Annotated in this window: 19 protein-coding genes; 6 read left to right on the top strand and 13 right to left on the bottom strand. The window is 68.7% G+C overall.

What is annotated here, in order from left to right:
- Window positions 1-44 precede the first annotated feature (44 nt).
- From ACTJLD_RS17425 to ACTJLD_RS17405, 5 genes are all read right to left on the bottom strand, one after another.
- Window positions 45-1544, bottom strand: a complete 1500-nt coding sequence (locus tag ACTJLD_RS17425; RefSeq protein WP_440659360.1) for a TIGR01777 family oxidoreductase — start codon at window positions 1542-1544, stop codon at window positions 45-47.
- The gene (locus ACTJLD_RS17420) at window positions 1541-2419 is read right to left on the bottom strand and encodes a thiol-disulfide oxidoreductase DCC family protein (protein WP_440659359.1); all 879 of its coding nucleotides are present in this window, start codon (window positions 2417-2419) and stop codon (window positions 1541-1543) included. Before ACTJLD_RS17420 ends, ACTJLD_RS17425 begins: the two co-directional genes overlap by 4 nt.
- Before the next feature lie 93 nt (window positions 2420-2512).
- Window positions 2513-2983, bottom strand: a complete 471-nt coding sequence (locus ACTJLD_RS17415) for a DUF2269 family protein (RefSeq protein ID WP_021159932.1) — start codon at window positions 2981-2983, stop codon at window positions 2513-2515.
- Complete coding sequence (locus ACTJLD_RS17410) at window positions 2980-4299, bottom strand: SDR family oxidoreductase (RefSeq protein ID WP_440659358.1); 1320 nt, start codon at window positions 4297-4299, stop codon at window positions 2980-2982. The genes ACTJLD_RS17415 and ACTJLD_RS17410 overlap by 4 nt, the downstream gene beginning before the upstream one ends.
- 88 nt (window positions 4300-4387) lie before the next feature.
- Window positions 4388-4921 (bottom strand): GbsR/MarR family transcriptional regulator, encoded by a 534-nt coding sequence (locus ACTJLD_RS17405; protein WP_006480371.1) that lies wholly within the window; start codon window positions 4919-4921, stop codon window positions 4388-4390.
- A 161-nt stretch (window positions 4922-5082) separates the two neighbouring features.
- On the opposite strand from ACTJLD_RS17405, the gene fabV reads away from it, so the two are divergent.
- Window positions 5083-6285, top strand: coding sequence for an enoyl-ACP reductase FabV (fabV, locus tag ACTJLD_RS17400; protein WP_440659357.1), 1203 nt, complete (start codon window positions 5083-5085; stop codon window positions 6283-6285).
- 64 nt (window positions 6286-6349) lie between these two features.
- Here fabV and ACTJLD_RS17395 read toward each other — a convergent pair whose 3' ends face one another.
- Entirely contained in the window at window positions 6350-7054 is a 705-nt protein-coding gene (locus tag ACTJLD_RS17395; protein WP_048023522.1) for an SDR family oxidoreductase, read from the bottom strand.
- 348 nt (window positions 7055-7402) lie between these two features.
- Here ACTJLD_RS17395 and ACTJLD_RS17390 point away from each other — a divergent pair, with 348 nt between their 5' ends.
- The gene (locus ACTJLD_RS17390) at window positions 7403-7987 is read left to right on the top strand and encodes a TetR/AcrR family transcriptional regulator (protein ID WP_059621826.1); all 585 of its coding nucleotides are present in this window, start codon (window positions 7403-7405) and stop codon (window positions 7985-7987) included.
- Between the two features lie 46 nt (window positions 7988-8033).
- Here ACTJLD_RS17390 and ACTJLD_RS17385 read toward each other — a convergent pair whose 3' ends face one another.
- The 3 genes from ACTJLD_RS17385 to ACTJLD_RS17375 form a co-directional block, all read right to left on the bottom strand.
- Window positions 8034-8612 (bottom strand): membrane protein, encoded by a 579-nt coding sequence (locus tag ACTJLD_RS17385; protein ID WP_027790388.1) that lies wholly within the window; start codon window positions 8610-8612, stop codon window positions 8034-8036.
- Between the two features lie 274 nt (window positions 8613-8886).
- Window positions 8887-9672 carry a YhfC family intramembrane metalloprotease gene (locus ACTJLD_RS17380; protein WP_060315686.1) on the bottom strand — a complete coding sequence of 262 codons (786 nt, stop codon included), beginning with the start codon at window positions 9670-9672 and terminating at the stop codon, window positions 8887-8889.
- A gap of 11 nt (window positions 9673-9683) precedes the next feature.
- Window positions 9684-10214 (bottom strand): GNAT family N-acetyltransferase, encoded by a 531-nt coding sequence (locus ACTJLD_RS17375; RefSeq protein ID WP_059699822.1) that lies wholly within the window; start codon window positions 10212-10214, stop codon window positions 9684-9686.
- Between the two features lie 203 nt (window positions 10215-10417).
- On the opposite strand from ACTJLD_RS17375, the gene ACTJLD_RS17370 reads away from it, so the two are divergent.
- From ACTJLD_RS17370 to ACTJLD_RS17360, 3 genes are all read left to right on the top strand, one after another.
- Window positions 10418-10783 carry an ArsR/SmtB family transcription factor gene (locus ACTJLD_RS17370; RefSeq protein WP_048023525.1) on the top strand — a complete coding sequence of 122 codons (366 nt, stop codon included), beginning with the start codon at window positions 10418-10420 and terminating at the stop codon, window positions 10781-10783.
- The gene (locus ACTJLD_RS17365) at window positions 10755-11240 is read left to right on the top strand and encodes an SRPBCC family protein (protein WP_060173999.1); all 486 of its coding nucleotides are present in this window, start codon (window positions 10755-10757) and stop codon (window positions 11238-11240) included. Before ACTJLD_RS17370 ends, ACTJLD_RS17365 begins: the two co-directional genes overlap by 29 nt.
- Window positions 11241-11359: 119 nt before the next feature.
- Window positions 11360-11836, top strand: a complete 477-nt coding sequence (locus ACTJLD_RS17360) for an SRPBCC family protein (protein WP_027790383.1) — start codon at window positions 11360-11362, stop codon at window positions 11834-11836.
- Between the two features lie 31 nt (window positions 11837-11867).
- Here ACTJLD_RS17360 and ACTJLD_RS17355 read toward each other — a convergent pair whose 3' ends face one another.
- From ACTJLD_RS17355 to ACTJLD_RS17340, 4 genes are all read right to left on the bottom strand, one after another.
- On the bottom strand, window positions 11868-13001 hold the full coding sequence (locus tag ACTJLD_RS17355) for an amidohydrolase family protein (protein WP_440659356.1): 1134 nt from the start codon (window positions 12999-13001) through the stop codon (window positions 11868-11870).
- A 1-nt stretch (window position 13002) separates the two neighbouring features.
- A complete protein-coding gene (locus ACTJLD_RS17350) occupies window positions 13003-14310 on the bottom strand; it encodes an MFS transporter (protein WP_059699828.1) in 1308 nt (435 codons plus the stop codon).
- Between the two features lie 83 nt (window positions 14311-14393).
- Window positions 14394-15674, bottom strand: coding sequence for a CaiB/BaiF CoA transferase family protein (locus tag ACTJLD_RS17345; RefSeq protein WP_048023531.1), 1281 nt, complete (start codon window positions 15672-15674; stop codon window positions 14394-14396).
- Window positions 15671-16657 (bottom strand): hydroxymethylglutaryl-CoA lyase, encoded by a 987-nt coding sequence (locus ACTJLD_RS17340; RefSeq protein WP_060372876.1) that lies wholly within the window; start codon window positions 16655-16657, stop codon window positions 15671-15673. Before ACTJLD_RS17340 ends, ACTJLD_RS17345 begins: the two co-directional genes overlap by 4 nt.
- A 172-nt stretch (window positions 16658-16829) precedes the next feature.
- Here ACTJLD_RS17340 and ACTJLD_RS17335 point away from each other — a divergent pair, with 172 nt between their 5' ends.
- Complete coding sequence (locus ACTJLD_RS17335) at window positions 16830-17651, top strand: IclR family transcriptional regulator (protein ID WP_440659355.1); 822 nt, start codon at window positions 16830-16832, stop codon at window positions 17649-17651.
- Window positions 17652-17745: the final 94 nt, after the last annotated feature.

The raw sequence follows: 17745 nt of genomic DNA, 5'->3' as shown, positions 1-17745 counted from the left end.
GCGTTCGGGGCGCACGACGCGCCACGAACGCATTCACGCCGAATTTATACACGACGGCGCGGCAAACGACATGCCGTACGCGGAAAATCCGCGTGCGGCCGGTTCGTCAGGTCGCGCAGCGCGTGCTCGGCCGTCGGGAACCGGAACATGAATCCGTCCTGATGCAGCCGCGCCGGCATCACCCGCTGCCCGTCCAGCAGCAGCGCGGCCATCTCGCCCATCGCGATGCGCAGCGGCGCGGCCGGCACGTGCAGAAACGCGGGGCGACGCAACACCTTCGACACGACCTGCACGAACTCGCGCTGGGTCAACGGCGCGGGTGCAACCGCGTTGTAGACACCGTGCATGCCCGCGTTCGACATCGCGCGTGCAATGATCCGCAGCACGTCGTCCCGGTGAATCCAGCTCATCACCTGCGTGCCGTCGCCGAATCGCCCGCCCATCCCGAAGTAGTGCGGCAGCAGCATCGGGCGCAACGCGCCGCCGGGGCCGAACACGAGGCCCAGCCGCAGCACCACCGAGCGCACGCCATGACGCTCGAGCGCCTGCGCGGACTGCTCCCACTGCCGGCACAGCCCGGACATGAAGCCGGCGCCGGCGCTGCTGCGCTCGTCGAGCCGCTCGTCGGAAGGACGCACGCCGTAGTAGCCGATCGCCGACGCCTGGATCCACGTGCGGGGCTTGACCTCGGCGGTCTCGACCCAGCGCATCAGCGATTCCGTGACGCCGACGCGGCTGGCGAGCAGCACCGCCTGCCGGCGCTTGCTCCAGCGCGCGCCCAGCACCGGCGCACCCGCGAGGTTGATGACCGTGTCGAAACGCTCGTGCGGCCGCAGTTGCCCGGCGGACGTCACGCTGCGCACACGGCCCTGAAACTGGTAGGCCGCGCGCAGCGGGTCGCGCGCCAGCAACGTGACCGTATGGCCTGCATCGAGCAGATGGTTCACGAGGGTTTCGCCGATGAAGCCGGTTCCGCCTGTGACGAGCACGTTCCCCGGCGGCTGCCCCGCAAACGGATTGGCGGCCGGCGCGCGTTGCGCGATCCGGCAGGCCGCGATTCCGTCGCGGAGGCCCGATACCGTCACGCCGACGGCAAACACGCTCAGCAATCCGCCGCGCCAGCCGAGGTCGAGTACCTGAAGCGCGGTCGGCTCGTGCGCCCAGACGGCCAGCTGCATCGCGATCATCCCGAACAGCGCGCCGCCGTTGACGGCCAGCAGCGTGTGCAGCACGCGCTCGGTCGCCGGCAGCTTGCGGCTCTGGTCCTCGACGACGAAATCCCACAACGTCAGCACCACCTCGACGACCACCACCGCCGCGAGGGCCGCGACCCACGCGCCATGAAAAGCGACGTTCGCGATCGACGCGAACACGAGACCGTAGAGCACGGAGCGCACCGCGTGAATCCCCAGCTCGAGCCGCGCGCGCGGGCTGTGCGGCAGATCCTGCGTGAGCTCGTGGTGATAGAGCGTATCGAATGCGCCCATCGCGCCCTGCACGATCAGCAGGTTGAGCGCCCAGTCGTAAGCAGGCAAGGTGTTCATGGGGTATCCCTCCTCCACAGCCACACAAGTGGCGGCACCATCGCGACGAGTGCCGCCGCATCGATCGCCACGTGGCCCGATACTCGGGCCTGCAATGAAAACAGCATGTCCTGCGGCGCCCAGATCGCCAGGCCGGCCAGCAGCCATCCCCACACTTCCCGCCGGCGCAGCCGGTTGCCGAGGTGGACGAGCGCCAGCATCCAGACCGACGCGCATTGCACCGTCGCGCCGATCAGCGACATCCACCAGACCTGCTGCGCGCGTGCCGGGCCGGGCGCCGTGCCCGCCCAGAAATGCAGCTCGATGACGCGGTGATACGCGTCGAGCCACGGCGTGCCGGCCACCCACGGAACGGCGATGCCGACGAGCAGATGCGCGAGCGCCGCGCCGTACATCCAGGTCACCACGATGCGGCGCATGTCATCGCATGCGGGACGATCGGCCGCGGGTTCGGCGGGTTCGGCGGCGGCACGGTCGCTACCGCACGCCGGCCCGTCGCACGCCGCTTCGGCGCGATAGCCGAACCAACGAGAAACGGCGTGCCGGTTGCGCGCGAAGTGGCGATACAGCGGTGCCAGCACACCGCGCACGACCGGCACGCGAAGCAGCCGGACGAGCCAGCCGCGCCCGGTCAGCGCATGGGCGGCGAGGATGCCGTCCACACCGGTCAGCATGCGTCCGTCCGGCAGACGCGCATGAAGCTCGCGATTCAGCGCGGGCAGGCCGACGCCCAGCGGCGCCGGGTCGAAGCCCGGCCCGGCGATATCGACGAAAGCCAGCCGCTGCTGCGCGTCGCGGGCGCCGAGACGCCGTATCTGCGCGACACATAACGGACATCGTCCGTCGAAGTACAACACCAGTTCACTTGATTCCATGATTCGCATTCCTTCTTGTCTTTGCGTGCATCGTGAATCGATCGACTGCTTTCCCGCACGCCGTACCGCCGCTCCCGTGCGGCGGCCACGCGCTTACATCGGCTTGAGCACCATCAGGAAGTAGACGGACAGCATCGCGAAGAACGCCGGGTAGCCGAGCAGTTCCCAGCGCTTCGCATAGCGCCAGTAGCGCTCCGGCAATGCGGCGTCGCCGTTCGCATGGGCGAGCTTCGCCATCGATGCAAGTTCGAGCTGCAGCCACACGACCGGCAGCCAGCATGCACCGGCGATCGCATACAGCACGATCGATGCGAGCAGCCACGGCGTATGCCACGGCCAGCCGGCGGTGTGCGCGAGCCAGAGCCCCGATGCCGGCTGGAAGATCACGGCCGGCGTCGTGAACCACCAGTCCGCGCGCACCACGAGGCGCGACACGGCCGCGATCGCCGGCACCGACTGCGTGCGGTTCGCGAAGAACAGGTAGAACGCGGTGCCGAAGCCGGTGCCGACCAGCAGCACCGAGGACAGGATGTGAAGCGCCTTGATGACGAGATAGGTATTCATGCTTGTTCTTCTTCTGAAAAAAGGATCAACAGGATCGCGAGAATCGGCACGTTCTTGAGCACGGGGCCGAACGGCTCGGCGAGCAGCGCCGGCATCGTGACCGCGATGACGGCCGAGTACGCGACGATCAGCGCCGCTTGCGCCGCCCACAGGCGCCGTGAAGGCGCGGCGACGGTCGCGATGCCGAACGCGAAGTCCAGCGCGCTGGCCGCGTACAGCGCGATCAGCGCGGGCAGCCCCGTGAGGTGCGCAGGCGCGAGCAGCGCGAGGCTCGCGGGCAGCGGATGGATGAACGCGCTGGCGATGGCCGTCCAGATCCACACGATCGCGAGCGCGCCGCGCAGCAACGGCCGACGCCACATCGCCAGCGCGTCGCGACGCAGCGCGGCGGCTTCCGTGCCGATGAAGCCGTCGATCCCGCGCGGCGGCCGGCCGAGCATGGTCGTGACGGCGGCCGGATCGCCGGTGTTCCCGCCACGCAGCATCGTCCACGTGTCGCGCGTGAACATCGCGCCCGGCAGCGTGCCGAGCAACGCGGCCGCCGCGCCGGCCAGCGGGCCCGGCAGCGTCACGCGGGCGGCCGGCGGAAATCCCAGCGCGGCACGGTAGCAGGCCAGCATCTCGCGGTATTCGACTTCGTCGTTGCCGACCACGTCGATCACCGCGCGGCCGGCGGCCGACGCATCGCCCGGTTGCACGACGAGCCGCGCGACGACTTCGGCGAGATCGTCGACGTGCACGGGGCGCAGCCGCTGACGGCCGCCCGCCGGCAGCACCTGCACGGGCAGGCTCGCGAGCATCCGGAAAAACCGCGCGGACGCGCCGTCCGTGCCGTAGACGAGCGCGGGCCGCACGATCCGGAAGTCGATCGGCAGCGTCTGCAGGAAACGGTCGGCGGCCAGCTTGCTGGCGAAGTAGCGCGTGCCGCCGCGCTCGACGCCGAGCGCCGAGATCTGGATCACGCGCCGCACGCCGGCGCGGCAGCACGCGGTAAAGAGTGCGCACGGCGCGGCATGGTGCACGGCGTCGAGCGTCGCGCCGCGCCGATCGGCGAGGATGCCGACCGCATTGATCACCACGTCGACGCCCTTCAGCCGCGCGAGCCACGCGTCGGGATCGATGTCGGCGGCGAAGTCGATCGCGACGTCGCACGGGCCGGCCGCATGCCGCACGCCGCGCAGCACGCGATGGCCGCCGGCTTCGAGCTGCGCGCACAGTGCCCGCCCGATGAAGCCGTTCGCGCCGCACACGAGGACCGTCATGCGGCGCGCCCCGGTGCGGCCCTGCGGGCAGGTCGACGGCAAGACAGCGTTCATTTTCATCCTCTATTTACAGTTATTTCTGTACAGACAGAAATAAAAACCCCAAAAAAAGCGGGCTGCCTGCCCGCACTGCGCGTAACGCTTACTTCGACGGCTTGCGCCTGACCGTCTGGCTGATCTTCGCGCCGATGCCGAGCGCCTTCATCAGCGTATCGGGCTTGAGCCGCAGCATCTCGTCCGACCAGGTCGTGAGCGTCTCGACGAACTGCAGCGTGTCGCGGATGCGCTGCTCGGTCTCGCGGCTCTCATTCGCGATCTCCGGATTCGTCAGGCAATCGCGCAGCACCGTGAGCGTCGGCTCGATCTCGCGCTGCCGCCGCCCTTCGACGATCAGCTTGAACAGTTCCCAGATGTCGGTCGACGTCTCGAAGTGGTCGCGGCGGTCGCCCAGCACATGCACGACCTTCGCGAGCCGCCATGCCTGCAGCTCCTTCAGGCTCGTGCTGACGTTGGAGCGCGCGACGTTGAGCGTCTCGGCGATCTCGTCGGCCGCGACCGGCCGGCCGGCCAGATACAGCAGCGCGTGGATCTGCGAGACGGTGCGGTTGACGCCCCACCGCGAGCCCATTTCGCCCCAGTGGAGAATGAATCGTTCGGCAATCGGTGTGAGTTCCATGGCGTGAAATTTAGGCATTTCAGTTATTTCTGTCAAGAGAGAAATAACCGGACGATCCGCCAGGTTCCGGCCGCGCCCGCCCGCGATCGGCCGCTTCCATTACAATGCGCGGGATTTTTCCGATTTCAGGCCGTTTCTGCCTTTCTGACTAGAGGGTTTCCATGATCATCAAACCGCGCGTGCGTGGCTTCATCTGCGTGACGACTCATCCGGTCGGCTGTGAAGCCAACGTCAAGGAACAGATCGACTACGTGACTTCGCACGGCCCGATCGCCAACGGCCCGAAAAAGGTGCTCGTGATCGGCGCGTCGACCGGCTACGGCCTCGCCGCCCGGATCTCGGCCGCATTCGGCTCGGGCGCGGACACGCTCGGCGTGTTCTTCGAGCGCGCCGGCAGCGAAACGAAGCCAGGCACGGCCGGCTGGTACAACAGCGCCGCGTTCGAGAAATTCGCCGCCGAAAAAGGGGTCTATGCGCGCAGCATCAACGGCGACGCATTCTCCGACAAGGTCAAGCAGGTCACGATCGACACCATCAAGCAGGATCTCGGCAAGGTCGATCTCGTCGTCTACAGCCTCGCGGCGCCGCGCCGCACGCATCCGAAGACGGGCGAAACCATCAGCTCGACGCTCAAGCCGATCGGCAAGACGGTCACGTTCCGCGGCCTCGACACCGACAAGGAAGTGATCCGCGACGTCGCGCTGGAACCGGCGACGCAGGAAGAGATCGACGGCACCGTCGCCGTGATGGGCGGCGAGGACTGGCAGATGTGGATCGACGCGCTCGATGAAGCCGGCGTGCTGGCCGACGGCGCGAAGACGACCGCGTTCACGTATCTCGGCGAGCAGATCACGCACGACATCTACTGGAACGGCTCGATCGGCGAAGCGAAGAAGGATCTCGACAAGAAGGTGCTGTCGATCCGCGACAAGCTGGCCGCGCACGGCGGCGATGCGCGCGTGTCGGTGCTGAAGGCCGTCGTCACGCAGGCGAGCTCGGCGATCCCGATGATGCCGCTGTACCTGTCGCTGCTGTTCAAGACGATGAAGGAAACCGGCACGCACGAAGGCTGCATCGAGCAGGTGTACGGGCTGTTCAAGGACAGCCTGTACGGTGCGACGCCGCACGTCGACGAAGAAGGCCGCCTGCGCGCGGATTACAAGGAGCTCGATCCGCAGGTGCAGGCGAAGGTCGTCGCGCAGTGGAACCACGTGACGAACGACAACCTGTACGAGCTGACCGACTTCGCCGGCTACAAGACCGAGTTCCTGCGGCTGTTCGGCTTCGAGATCGCCGGCGTCGACTACGACGCGGACGTGAACCCGGACGTGAAGATCCCGGGCATCATCGACACCACGGCCTGACGGCCCGACCCGCCGCCCGTACCGCATACGCGGCGCGGGAGGCGGGTTCGAGGTTCCGGCGGCGTCAACGCGGCGCCGGTTCTTCCAGATAGACGCCCGACGACAGCGTGGCCTTCACCTGCCGCGTGAACTCGTCGGTCGACACTTCTTCTTCCCCTGCTTCGATCGCTTCGTACGCCTGGCGCACGACGTCGGCCGGCGTCGCCTTCGGCACGTCGAGGCCGGCCGTCAGATCGGTATCGATGAAGCCGGCATGCAGCCCGACGACCTGCGTGCGCTGCTCGCGCAGCGAATGGCGCAGCCCGTTGGTCAGCGCCCACGCGGCCGATTTCGACACGCCGTAGCCCGACAGGATCGGCCGGTTCACCCAGCTCGCGACGGACAGGATGTTCAGGATCGCGCCGCCGCCATGGCCGGCGAGGATGCCCGCGAACGCGCGCGACATCGCCAGCATCCCGAACACGTTGGTTTCGAAATGGTCGCGCAATGCGTCGGTCGCACCGTCGTCCGTCAGGCTGCCGAGTCGCGCGATGCCCGCGTTGTTGATCAGCAGCGTGACGTCGCGCGCCGCGTCGGCGGCCGCCGCGACGGCCGCCGGATCGGTCACGTCGAGTTTCACCGGCACGACGCCCGGCAGCGTCACGGTGGCCGGATCGCGCGCCGCCGCATAGACCTTGCGCGCCCCTCTCGCAAGCGCCTGCTTCGCGAACTCGAGCCCGAGCCCGCGATTCGCACCCGTGACGAACACCACTGCACCTTCGATCTTCATGACGCTTCCTTTCGCATGATGAATCGCATGCGCGCCGGCTCGCCGCGCGCGTGAGATCCGGTGAAAAACCAGGCTGCCATTGCGTTCCGAACCGGTACGCCGCCGGCAGACGGCGAGCCGCCCGTTGCCCGATACACGTGCCCCGGCGGCGCCCAAGACGCCGATCGATTGCCATCGGCCGTTCCGGCAGCGGCTTTGCACCCTCCGCCAAGTCGGCTACACTCGATGTCAATGTCGATCACCATTGTCTTTGTCGTGCATTGTGTTCACGCAATCCGCTCATGTCAATGGTGGTCGCCATTGTGATTTTCAATCGACGCGATCGGCAAAAAAATCAGGGAGGGATCGATGGGCGTTTCAAGACAGCAGGCTGCCGAGAACCGGAGCGCGATTGTCGCGGCCGCCGAGCGGCTGTTCCGCGTGCGCGGCGTCGACGCGGTCGGACTCACGGAGCTGATGAAGGAAGCCGGCTTCACGCAGGGCGGCTTCTACAACCACTTCAAGTCGAAAGACGCGCTGGTTGCCGAGGTGATGGAAAAGGCCATGCAGGACCGCGCGGATTCGCCGAACGCCGGCAGTCTCGACGCGCAGGTGGCGTCGTATCTGTCGGCCGCGCATCGCGACAACGTCGAGGCCGGGTGCCCGCTGTCCGGTTTCGCGGGCGATGCGCCGCGACTGACCGATGCGGCGCGCGCGTGCTACGCGCACGGCCTCGCCACGTATCTCGACCGGCTGGAACGGATGGTGGCCGTCGAAGGCGGGACACCGGCGCAGACGCGTCGCGACGCGATCGCCGTCTTCAGCCAGATGGTCGGCGCGCTCGTGCTGTCGCGCGCGATCGCCGGCACCGAGCCCGCGCTGGCCGACGAAATCCTCGCGGCGGGGCGGGACGCGCTCACCGCCGGGCGCGACGATCCGGTCGCGCCGGCATGACGGGCAGACGGCGGGGCAAGACGGCGCGCTCGGCGCCCTTGCCCCGCTATTCGACCGCCCGCGCGGCCTCCCACAGCGGCTGCCCGCCCAGCGCCGCATGCCATGCGCCGAAACGCGTGCGCCACGCTTCGAACGGCTCCGCCAGCGGATGGCGCGGATCGTCGCTGAGCGAATACGCCATCCCTTCGATCAGCCAGCGCGGCTTGGTCACGACGGCCAGGTTGCCGAGCACTTCCGCCTGGCGGTGATGGATCAGCTCGTGCGCGAGAAAGTAGGTCTGCCAGCCGCGCGGTGCGACAACCACGCCGAAATTCCCGAGTGTCAGCGCCGCGCGCTGGCCGAGGCCGAATGCATCGGCGCACGCGCGGGTCGAACAGAACACGACGCGCGGCGCCTCCCGGAACGCACCGACGGCTGCCGCCGCGCGTGCATAACCGTCGCGATAGAGCTGCCGTGCGTCGCCGAGCCTCGCGGCATCGTCCGTGCAGATATCGGCGCTCGGGCACGACACGCCGGGAACCAGCGCGGGCGCGACGACGCGCAGCGGCTTGACCAGCGCATACGCGGCAATCGGCAGCGCGACGAGCAGGCCCGTGAGGGCGTAGACGATATGGGAGCGTTTCATCGAGGCGGGGGTTCCGGGGCGTGCTGCTGAAATCTTCCTGCGTGACTATATCGGACTGGCGACGTCTCCGGCCCTGCCTGATTCCCGGATGGAGCCCGGTCGCCCCGGGCCCCTGCGCTCGCCGCGACCGGGGAGACATTCCGGCGCTTGCCATTGCGATCTGCCGTTTCGTCGAACCCGGGACCTTTTACCCGCTGATGCCGCCTGGATAATCAGATGCGCCGGCCATCCAGCGGCCGAACCCGCTGCAAACGGCTGACACGCTCCCTGCCCGTCACGCGACGTGCCCCGTGCTCGCGCCTCCGGCACCCGCCGCCCGGCGGCTCCAGCGAATGCCCAGCAACAGGAGCACGGCACTGCACACGAACAGGGTCGCCTCGACCAGCACCGTATCGACATGCCAGTACCGCGTCAGCAGCACGACAACGAGGTCGAACACGAAATGAAGCGCAATCGCATACACCAGCCAACGCTTCGTTCCGCGCACGAACGTCTGCAGCACGATCAGCGACAGCCCCACATGCGCGGCCAGCGCGCTCGTGCGCTCGAGCAACGCGAGAACGGGCGACGCGAGCGTCATGCCCGCGAACTGCGACCCGACCAGCGACTGCACGCCCTCAGGCACCACGACACCCGCGTGCGCGAGCAGATAAGCCGTGCCGAGCGCGAGAAACCCGACGCCGACCAGCAGCATCGCCTCCAGTCCGCCGTGCCCGAGCCCGAGCATCACGGCCGTCGGCGCATCATGCCGCTTCGGCAGCAGATATCGGAAGGCGACCCAGCGCCCGCATTCCTCGAAGAGCCCGGCCGTCAATGCCGCGAACACGAGCATCGGCAGGTGCCAGCGCGGGTCGTGAGCAAGCCAGCGGTACAGCGGAATCTGCCACGACATGCGCAGTACCGGCTGGAACACGAAGAAGGTCAGCATCCCGTAGAAAAACACGCGAAGCGGCACCTGCGTGCGGCGTCGCCACGCGGCCGCGAGCCACGCAGGCGCGAGCAGCGCGACGAGACCGGCCGCGAGCGTAAGGAACAGGAGCGCGGGAGCGACGGGCTGCATCGCGCGCCCCGTTACGCGAGTTGCTTGTGGAAAACCGTCGTCGCGCAGGGCGTGCCGTCGGGCATCAACGCATAGTTCGGCACGACGCCGACGCGCTGCCAGCCGGCCCGCTCGTACAGCCGCTCGGCGTCGCCGCCCGTCACGGTATCGAGCACGAGCACGGTCTTGCCGGCGTCGCGCGCGGCCGCGTCGGCCGCCGCCATCAGCCGCCCGGCGATGCCCTGCCGGCGCGCGTGCCGCGACACGAGCATCTTCGCGATATCCGCGCGATGCGGCTGGTTCTCCGGCTGCGCGGTCACGACCTGCACGGTGCCGACGATCCGGCCGGCCGCGTCCTCGGCAACGAGCAGGATGCGCTCGCCGTTCGCGACGCCGTGGGCGACGTGGGTCCAGAACGCGACGGCGGTCGGCCGCCCGATCGGCAACATGAAGCTGACGGACGCGCCGCCCTCGACGCAATCGATCAGCACGTCGGCCAGCGCATCGACGCAGGTCATCGCTTCGCCCGCGTCGACGCGGCGGACGGTAACGGATTCGGTCATGCCATCCCCGTAATCAGGTGGGCCGCCCGCACGGGTTCGGCGGGCGGCCGGATCGGAAAGAACACCGGCCGATCGTCGCGGCTCGCGCAACGGCAGCAGGCATGCGGCGATACCGCGCCCGGTCGGCGCGTGTTACCGCCCCATCATCCTACGCGACGAAAATTTCCGTTGCATCGCCGTTCGCATTGCCTACACTTAGCCACATGGCTAACTTTCAACCCGGCATCAGCGACGTCTTCCACGCCCTCGCCGATCCGACGCGCTGCGCGATCGTCGGCGCGCTCGGCCAGGGCGAGCGGACCGTCTCCGCACTGGCCGAGCCGTTCGACATGGCGCTGCCGTCGTTCATGAAGCACGTGGCCGTGCTCGAGCGCAGCGGCCTCGTGCAGACCCGGAAATCCGGCCGCTCGCGCACCTGCACACTGGTCGGCAGCCGGCTCGCCGAGGCCGAGGCATGGCTCGCCGCGCAACGCGCGCTGTGGGAAGCACGATCCGATCGTCTCGTCGAATTCGTCGAACGCCGTCACCAGGAGGAGCACGATGTCAGCCAGCCCCGTCGACCCCGCTGAAGCCCACGATCTCGTCATCACGCGCACGTTGCACGCGCCGCGCCACGCGCTGTGGCGTGCGTGGACCGACCCCGAACTGCTGAAGGAATGGTGGTGCCCGAAACCGTGGACCACCGAAGTGCGCGCATTCGACCTGCGTCCGGGCGGCGCTTTCCACACGTTCATGCGCGGCCCCGACGGCGGCACGAGCGACAACCCCGGCTGCTTCCTCGAAATCGTGCCCGAATCGCGCATCGCGTTCACGTCGATGCTCGCGGGCGGCTGGCGGCCGCAAGTGCCGTGGATGGGGTTCACGGCAGTCATCACGATGGCCGACGACGATGCGGGCAGCCGCTACGAGGCGCGCGTGATGCATCCGGACGCCGCCACGCGCGAGCGCCATGAAGCGCTCGGCTTCTTCGAGGGCTGGAACACCTGCATCACGCAGCTCGACGCCTTCGCGGCCGCGCTGCGCTGAGCGCGGCCGGGTGCGCGATCATTGCATGCCGCCTCGTGCGCGCCTAGGATTCCTGAAGGAAGCGCGACGACACGCCGGCCGCCGGCGTGCACCGTCGCGCGCGCTCCGCGGGAGGCGACATGTTGCACACGCACACGCATTCGACCCGGGTCAGCCGGCACCTGAACGCCCCGCGCGGGCGCGTCTACCGCGCGCTGCTCGATCCGCACGCAGTCGAACAATGGAAGGTGCCCGACGGCATGACGTGCCGCGTGCATGCGTACGACGCGCGCGAAGGCGGCGCGCTGCGCGTGTCGCTGAGCTATGACGCACCGTCGGCCGGCACCGGCAAGACCACCGCGCGCACCGATACCTATCACGGCCGCTTCGTCACGCTCGTGCCGGACGAGCAGATCGTCGAGATCGACGTGTTCGAAACCGACGATCCGATGCTGCGCGGCGCCATGACGATCACGATCACGCTGTCCGACGAAGCGGGCGGCACGCGCGTGGACGCCGTGCACGACGGGGTGCCGCCCGGCGTGCCGGTCGCCGACAACGAAACCGGCTGGCAAATGGCGCTGGCGAGGCTGGCGGCGCTGGTGGAAGCGGAGTGAGCAAGCGCCGGGCCTGTCGTCGCGACGCGCGTCAGCCGAGCCGGTAAGCCCGCGTGACCGTGCCGCGGAACAGCGCGTCGCGCTCGTCCGGGCTTGCCTGCGCCGTCAGGCGCTTGAACGCATTCCAGCCGTTCACGAACGAATACGAGCCCTTGTCGACCGGAAAATTGCTCTCGAACATGCAGCGCTCGGGGCCGAACGCGTCGATGCAGGTCATCATCCACGGCTTCCACGCGTCGGCGAGTTGCACGGAAGACGGCGGCCGCGCACCTTTCTCGAAATCGAAACCGTTGATGCGCATCCCGAGCCCGCCGACCTTCACGTACACGTTCGGCAACTGCGCGAGCGCGCGCATCGACGCCGACCAGCGCTCGAACACCTCCGGCCGCTTGTCGGCATAACTCGCGATCCGTACGACGCCGCCGCAGTGATTGACGATGATGCGCGTATCGGGATTCGCCTTCGCGAGCTCGAACAGTTCAGGTAGCTGGGGAAAGAACAGCCACGCGTCGTACGACAGCCCGAGCGGCGCGAGCTGCGCGACGCCCGCCCGGTACGCGGAATCGAGCAGCATGCCGCGCGGCACCGCCGATAGCGGATTGGCGAGCGTCGGATCGGCATCCCACGTCGTCAGGTGACGAACGCCGCGAAACCGCCCGCGCCCGGCTTCGAGATGTGCTTCGAGCACCTCGCGCACGCGCTCGCCGAGACGCAGGTCCGCATGGCCAACGATGCCTTTGGCGACAGCCGGGCGGCCGTGCTGCTGCAACGGCTCGGTCACGCCGGCAACGTAGGCCGTCTCGCCCGCCGGCTTCAGTTCGACCGGGCCCGCATCGCGATAGCGCGTCTGCGCCTGCATGTAGACGGACGCCTGGAGGTTGTGGCCCGAGCGCGCGTCCTCCAGATAGTCGTCGAGCATGTAGATCCAGCCCGGCCGCTCATAGAAATGATGATGCGCGTCGACGATCGGCAGGTCGGGCTCGAGCACGGGTTCGAGCGCCGACGCGAGCCAGTCGGGGCGGACCGCCAGATAGTTGCTTTGCGTCGTCATGCGGGAAACTCCCTCCTGGGTCGCCGCGCGCGTCTCGACGAACGCGGGCAGCGCGAGCGATGCGGCGGCCGCGCCGAGCAGCCGGCGCCGCTTGATCGAAAGCGTCGTGTCCATGTCATTCGCTCCGGTCGAACGCATACAGCGACAGCGTCAGCAGCGTCGTGATCGCGAGCACGATCGCGAGGCCGAGCATGCCGGCGGTAAAGGTGCCGAAGCCGTCCTTCAGGTAGCCGACGAGATAAGGGCCGGCGAAGCCGCCGAGCGCGCCGATCGAGTTGATCAGCGCAAGCCCGCCGGCCGCCGCCTGGCCGGACAGGAAGCGCGAGGGCAGCGTGTAGAAGATCGTGCGGCCGGCGATCGTGCCGACCAGCGCCAGCGTGATGCCGGCGAGTGCGGGGCCGAGCGTCAGGAAGTGCGTCGAGACGCCGAGCGCCACCGCGCCGATGAACAGCCCGATCGCCAGGTTCGCGACCGGGCCGCCGCGACGGTCCACGCGCTTCGCCCACCACAGCAGCGCGACGGTCGCGAAGAAGTACGGCACCGCGGACAGCCAGCCCGTCTGCATCGTCGACATGCCGTGCGCCTTGAGCATCTGCGGCAGCCAGATGCCGATCCCGTAAGAACCCATCGTGAAACCGAACGAGATCAGCGCGAGCACGTACACGCGCACGTCGCGCAGCGCGACGCCGAAGCGCTTCTTGCGGCCGGCGGCCGCGCCTTCGCGCTCGAACGCGCGCTGCAGCGCGGCACGCTCGTCGCTCGACAGCCACGCGGCATCCGCGGGCGAATCGGACAGCAGCTTCAGCACGAGAAAACCGAGCGCGCACGCCGGCAGCCCTTCGACGATGAACATCCATTTCCAGCCGGCCAGCCCGAGCGCGCCGTCGAGTTGCAGCAGCCACGTCGACAGCGGCCCGCCGATCAGCGACGACAGCGGCGTCGACACGGTGAACCACGCCAGCACCCGCGTGCGGTAGCTCGCCGGAAACCACACGGCGAGGAAGAAGATCACGCCCGGAAAGAACCCGGCTTCCCCGATACCGAGCAGCAACCGGATCGCGTAGAAACTCGTCGGCCCGGTCGCAAGCGCGGTCGCGGCCGCCATCACGCCCCACGTGATCATGATGCGGGCGAGCCAGCGGCGCGCGCCGAAGCGGTACAGCGCGAGATTGCTCGGCACCTCGAACACGCAGTAGCCGGCGAACATGATCCCCGCGCCCCAGCCGAACTGCGTCGCCGTCAGCCCGAGATCGCGGTTCATCGTGAGCGCCGCGAACCCGACGCTCGTGCGGTCCAGGTAATTGAAGAAATACGCGAGCGCGAGCAGCGGGATGAAGCGCCATGCGGCCTTGCGCACGGCCCGCTGCTCGATCGATGCATCGGTCTCGCGATCGGCGGCCAGCGCCGGGAATGCGGATGTCATGGTTGTCTCCGTGGATAGGGCGATCCTCGCCCGCGCGTGGCGCGGTCGGGACGCCTTTGTTCGATCAGGGGATCGCGGCCGCGCTACGCGCTCGCCAGTTCGTTCGGCGACGGCGCGCCGCCCGCCGCCGCGCCGTCCGCGTCGTGCCGCCCGGCCACGACGCCGGCTTCGATCAGCGCGCGCGCCTCGTCCGGCGTGTAGCCGAGTTCGCCAAGCAGCGCGCGCGTGTCTTGCCCGAGCGCCGGCGGCGCCGAGCGCAGCCGCAGGCGCTCGCCCGCGAGCGTGAGCGGCAGCAGCGCGGTGCGCGTGTCGACCGGCCGCCCGGCGCTGCTCGCATCGGCCGGCAAAGTCACGTCCGCGAGGCCGCCCGTCGCCAGCAGGTGCGGATCGTCGAACAGATCCTGCGGCCTGGTGATCGGTGCATACGGCAGGCCGATCGACTCGAAGATCGCGCCGATCTCCGCGGCCGAATGCGGCGCGAGCCGCGCGCGCAGTTCGGGCAGCAGCCACTCGCGCGCCTGCACGCGCAGGTTGTTGGTCGCGAGGCGCGCATCGTCCTTCAGCGCAGCCAGCCCGAACGCATCGCAGAACAGCGCCCACTGCGTATCCGACACGACCGCGAGAAAGATCTGCTCGCCGTCCTTCACGGAGAACACGTCGTAGACGGCCCACGCGGAAATCCGGCTCGGCATCGGCGATGCGGCCTGCCCCGTCACCGCGAACTGCATCATGTGCTGCGCCACGAGGAACACGTTGTTTTCGAACAGCGAACTCTGCACCTGCTGGCCGCGGCCGGTGCGCTCGCGCTGCGCGAGCGCGGCCATCGCGCCGATCGCGCCGAACATGCCGCCCATGATGTCGTTCACGCTCGCGCCCGCGCGCAGCGGCCGCCCCTCCGGGCCGGTCATGTATGCGAGGCCGCCCATCATCTGCACCACCTCGTCGAGCGCGGTGCGATGCTCGTACGGCCCCGGCAGGAAACCCTTGTGCGACACGTACACGATGCGCGGATTCAGCGAGTGCAGCGCCGGATAACCGAGGCCGAGCCGGTCCATCGTGCCGCTCTTGAAGTTCTCGCTGAACACGTCCGCCGTCGCGACGAGCCGCAGCACGATCTCGAGCCCGCGCGGATCCTTCACGTCGACCGCGAGGCTCTTCTTGTTGCGGTTGAACATCCCGAAGAATCCCGCGCCCGAACCGCGCAGCGCGCGCGTGCTGTCGCCGGCGATCGGTTCGATCTTGATGACTTCCGCGCCGAGATCCGCGAGCAGCATCCCGCAGGTCGGGCCCATCACCATGTGCGTCATCTCGATCACGCGGACGCCGGCGTACGGCAGCATCGAAGCGGGTTGGCGGCCGTTCATTGCGCGACTCCCGCCAGGCATCCTTCCGGTTGCGGCGCGGCTGGAGAACGGCCGTCCGCGTAACGGAAGCCCTTCGGCAAACCGGCGTCCGGCACATGGCCGTACAACGCCTCGGCCGGCAGCGCCGCGTGCAGGATCGCGCGCGCAGCGAGCAGGGCGTCGACGTCGATACCCGTGTCGAATCCCGACGATTCGAGCAGGAACACGAGATCCTCGGTGACGATGTTGCCGGTCGCACCCGGCGCATACGGACAACCGCCGAGGCCGCCCTGGCTCGCGTCGATCGTCGTCACGCCCGCGTCGAGCGCCGCGACGACGTTGGCGAGCCCCTGCCCGCGCGTATTGTGGAAATGCGCGCCGCCCGCCTTGTCGCCGACTTCCCGGCGCAGCCGGGCAAACAGCCGGCGCACCTGCGCCGGGTTCGCATAGCCGCTCGTGTCGGACAGGCCGATTTCGTCGACACCGCATTCGGCCATCGCGGCGGCCATCGCGATCGTCTCGTCGTCGCTGACGGCGCCCGCGATCGTGCAGCCGAACGCGACAGACACGCCCGCCTCGATCTGCACCGACGGGAACCGCGCATCGCGCAGCGCGACGATCGCGCGCACCTCGTCGATCATCTGCGCGGGCGTCTTGCGGATATTCGCCAGCGAATGCGCCTCCGTCACCGATACCGGCAGCGTCAGCTTGTGCACGCCTGCTTCGAATGCGCCCTCGGCGCCGCGCAGGTTCGGCGCGAGCGCGGCGACATGCAGCCCGGGAATCGCCAGCGCATGCGCGACGACCTCACGCACGTCGGCCATCTGCGGCAACAGCCTCGCCGGCACGAACGACCCGACCTCGATCTCGCGCAAGCCGGCCGCGGCCAGCGCCGTGATCCAGCGCAACTTGCCGGCCGTCGGCATCACGGCCCGGATGCTCTGCAGGCCGTCGCGCGGCCCGACCTCGCTGACCAGCACCTTCGGATATTCGGAAACGCTCATTTGATACTCCATAGTTCTATCTGAAAGAACATCGTTCTGCTTGATAGAACTCTAAGCGTGCGTCGAATGCGCTGTAAGCGGGGTATACCCGTGAAATTGCGATTTTCTGGAACTTGAGTTCTGTCAGGCAGAACGATATAGTCGACCGATCATCCTCTGAAGGAAGCAGGCAGTGCCTACGACTCACACCGATCACGCCGGCAGCGAGCCCGATTCGCCGGCCGAAGAAGCGTCCAGCGGCGTCGCCGTCCTCGATCGCGCGTTCGCGATCCTCCGCGCCTTCGGGCAGACCGACGACCGGCTGTCGCTCGCGGAGCTGTCGCGCCGCACCGGGCTGTACAAGAGCACGATCCTGCGCCTGCTCGCCGCGCTCGAGCATGGTGGCTTCATGCGCAAGCTCGACGACGGCCAGTACGCGATCGGGCACGAGCCGCTGCGGCTCGCCGCGCTGTACCAGCGTTCGTTCCGGGTCGGCCCGGTGGTCGAGCCGCTGCTCGAAACGCTCAGCCGCGAACTCGGCGAAACGGCGTCGTTCTACGTGCGCCAGGGCGACATGCGCTCGGTGCTGTACCGGGTCGAGCCCGCCCGCGCGGTGCGCGTGTCGATTCGTGTCGGCGAGGAATTTCCGGTTCGTCAGGGCGCGTCCGGGAAAGTGCTGCTGGCGTTCACCGACACGCAGGATGCGCAATGGCACGACGTGCGCGAACGACTCTGGGCCGCGTCGTACGGCGAGCGCGACCCCGAGACGGCTTCGGCGTCCGTACCCGTGTTCGGTGCGGCCGGCGAGTGTGTCGGCGCGCTGACCGTGTCGGGCCCGAAATCGCGGCTCGCCGCCGCACCGGCCATGGCGGCAGCGCTCGCGATGCTGCTGCCGCTCGCGCAGAAGGCGACCGTGGCGCTCGGCGGCGCAGGCGCGCGCTACGATGCGGCGGCCGTACGTGACAGCCTCGCGCAGTTCGCGCCGGCAGCAGGCCACGGCGACACAACGTCATGACCGGCGGCGCGCGCCCCGCCACGCAACAGCGCTACAGCAACAACGCAAAGGGCAGCCGCGTGCGACACTGGCCGCCGATGCATGCATCGCGCGC

This window comes from Burkholderia sp. 22088, assembly GCF_052045915.1.
In the GTDB taxonomy this organism is placed as follows: Bacteria; Pseudomonadota; Gammaproteobacteria; order Burkholderiales; family Burkholderiaceae; genus Burkholderia; species Burkholderia cepacia.
This window is presented reverse-complemented; position numbering and strand designations above follow the sequence as displayed.

Coding starts and splice junctions, on each gene's coding strand:
- ACTJLD_RS17350 (WP_059699828.1), bottom strand. CDS start 14,310: ATGACATCCGCATTCCCGGCGCTGGCCGCCGATCGCGAGACCGATGCA.
- ACTJLD_RS17360 (WP_027790383.1), top strand. CDS start 11,360: ATGTTGCACACGCACACGCATTCGACCCGGGTCAGCCGGCACCTGAAC.
- ACTJLD_RS17375 (WP_059699822.1), bottom strand. CDS start 10,214: ATGACCGAATCCGTTACCGTCCGCCGCGTCGACGCGGGCGAAGCGATG.
- ACTJLD_RS17385 (WP_027790388.1), bottom strand. CDS start 8,612: ATGAAACGCTCCCATATCGTCTACGCCCTCACGGGCCTGCTCGTCGCG.
- ACTJLD_RS17415 (WP_021159932.1), bottom strand. CDS start 2,983: ATGAATACCTATCTCGTCATCAAGGCGCTTCACATCCTGTCCTCGGTG.
- ACTJLD_RS17425 (WP_440659360.1), bottom strand. CDS start 1,544: ATGAACACCTTGCCTGCTTACGACTGGGCGCTCAACCTGCTGATCGTG.
- ACTJLD_RS17345 (WP_048023531.1), bottom strand. CDS start 15,674: ATGAACGGCCGCCAACCCGCTTCGATGCTGCCGTACGCCGGCGTCCGC.
- ACTJLD_RS17405 (WP_006480371.1), bottom strand. CDS start 4,921: ATGGAACTCACACCGATTGCCGAACGATTCATTCTCCACTGGGGCGAA.
- ACTJLD_RS17340 (WP_060372876.1), bottom strand. CDS start 16,657: ATGAGCGTTTCCGAATATCCGAAGGTGCTGGTCAGCGAGGTCGGGCCG.
- ACTJLD_RS17410 (WP_440659358.1), bottom strand. CDS start 4,299: ATGAACGCTGTCTTGCCGTCGACCTGCCCGCAGGGCCGCACCGGGGCG.
- ACTJLD_RS17370 (WP_048023525.1), top strand. CDS start 10,418: ATGGCTAACTTTCAACCCGGCATCAGCGACGTCTTCCACGCCCTCGCC.
- ACTJLD_RS17420 (WP_440659359.1), bottom strand. CDS start 2,419: ATGGAATCAAGTGAACTGGTGTTGTACTTCGACGGACGATGTCCGTTA.
- ACTJLD_RS17355 (WP_440659356.1), bottom strand. CDS start 13,001: ATGGACACGACGCTTTCGATCAAGCGGCGCCGGCTGCTCGGCGCGGCC.
- ACTJLD_RS17380 (WP_060315686.1), bottom strand. CDS start 9,672: ATGCAGCCCGTCGCTCCCGCGCTCCTGTTCCTTACGCTCGCGGCCGGT.
- ACTJLD_RS17390 (WP_059621826.1), top strand. CDS start 7,403: ATGGGCGTTTCAAGACAGCAGGCTGCCGAGAACCGGAGCGCGATTGTC.
- ACTJLD_RS17365 (WP_060173999.1), top strand. CDS start 10,755: ATGTCAGCCAGCCCCGTCGACCCCGCTGAAGCCCACGATCTCGTCATC.
- fabV (WP_440659357.1), top strand. CDS start 5,083: ATGATCATCAAACCGCGCGTGCGTGGCTTCATCTGCGTGACGACTCAT.
- ACTJLD_RS17395 (WP_048023522.1), bottom strand. CDS start 7,054: ATGAAGATCGAAGGTGCAGTGGTGTTCGTCACGGGTGCGAATCGCGGG.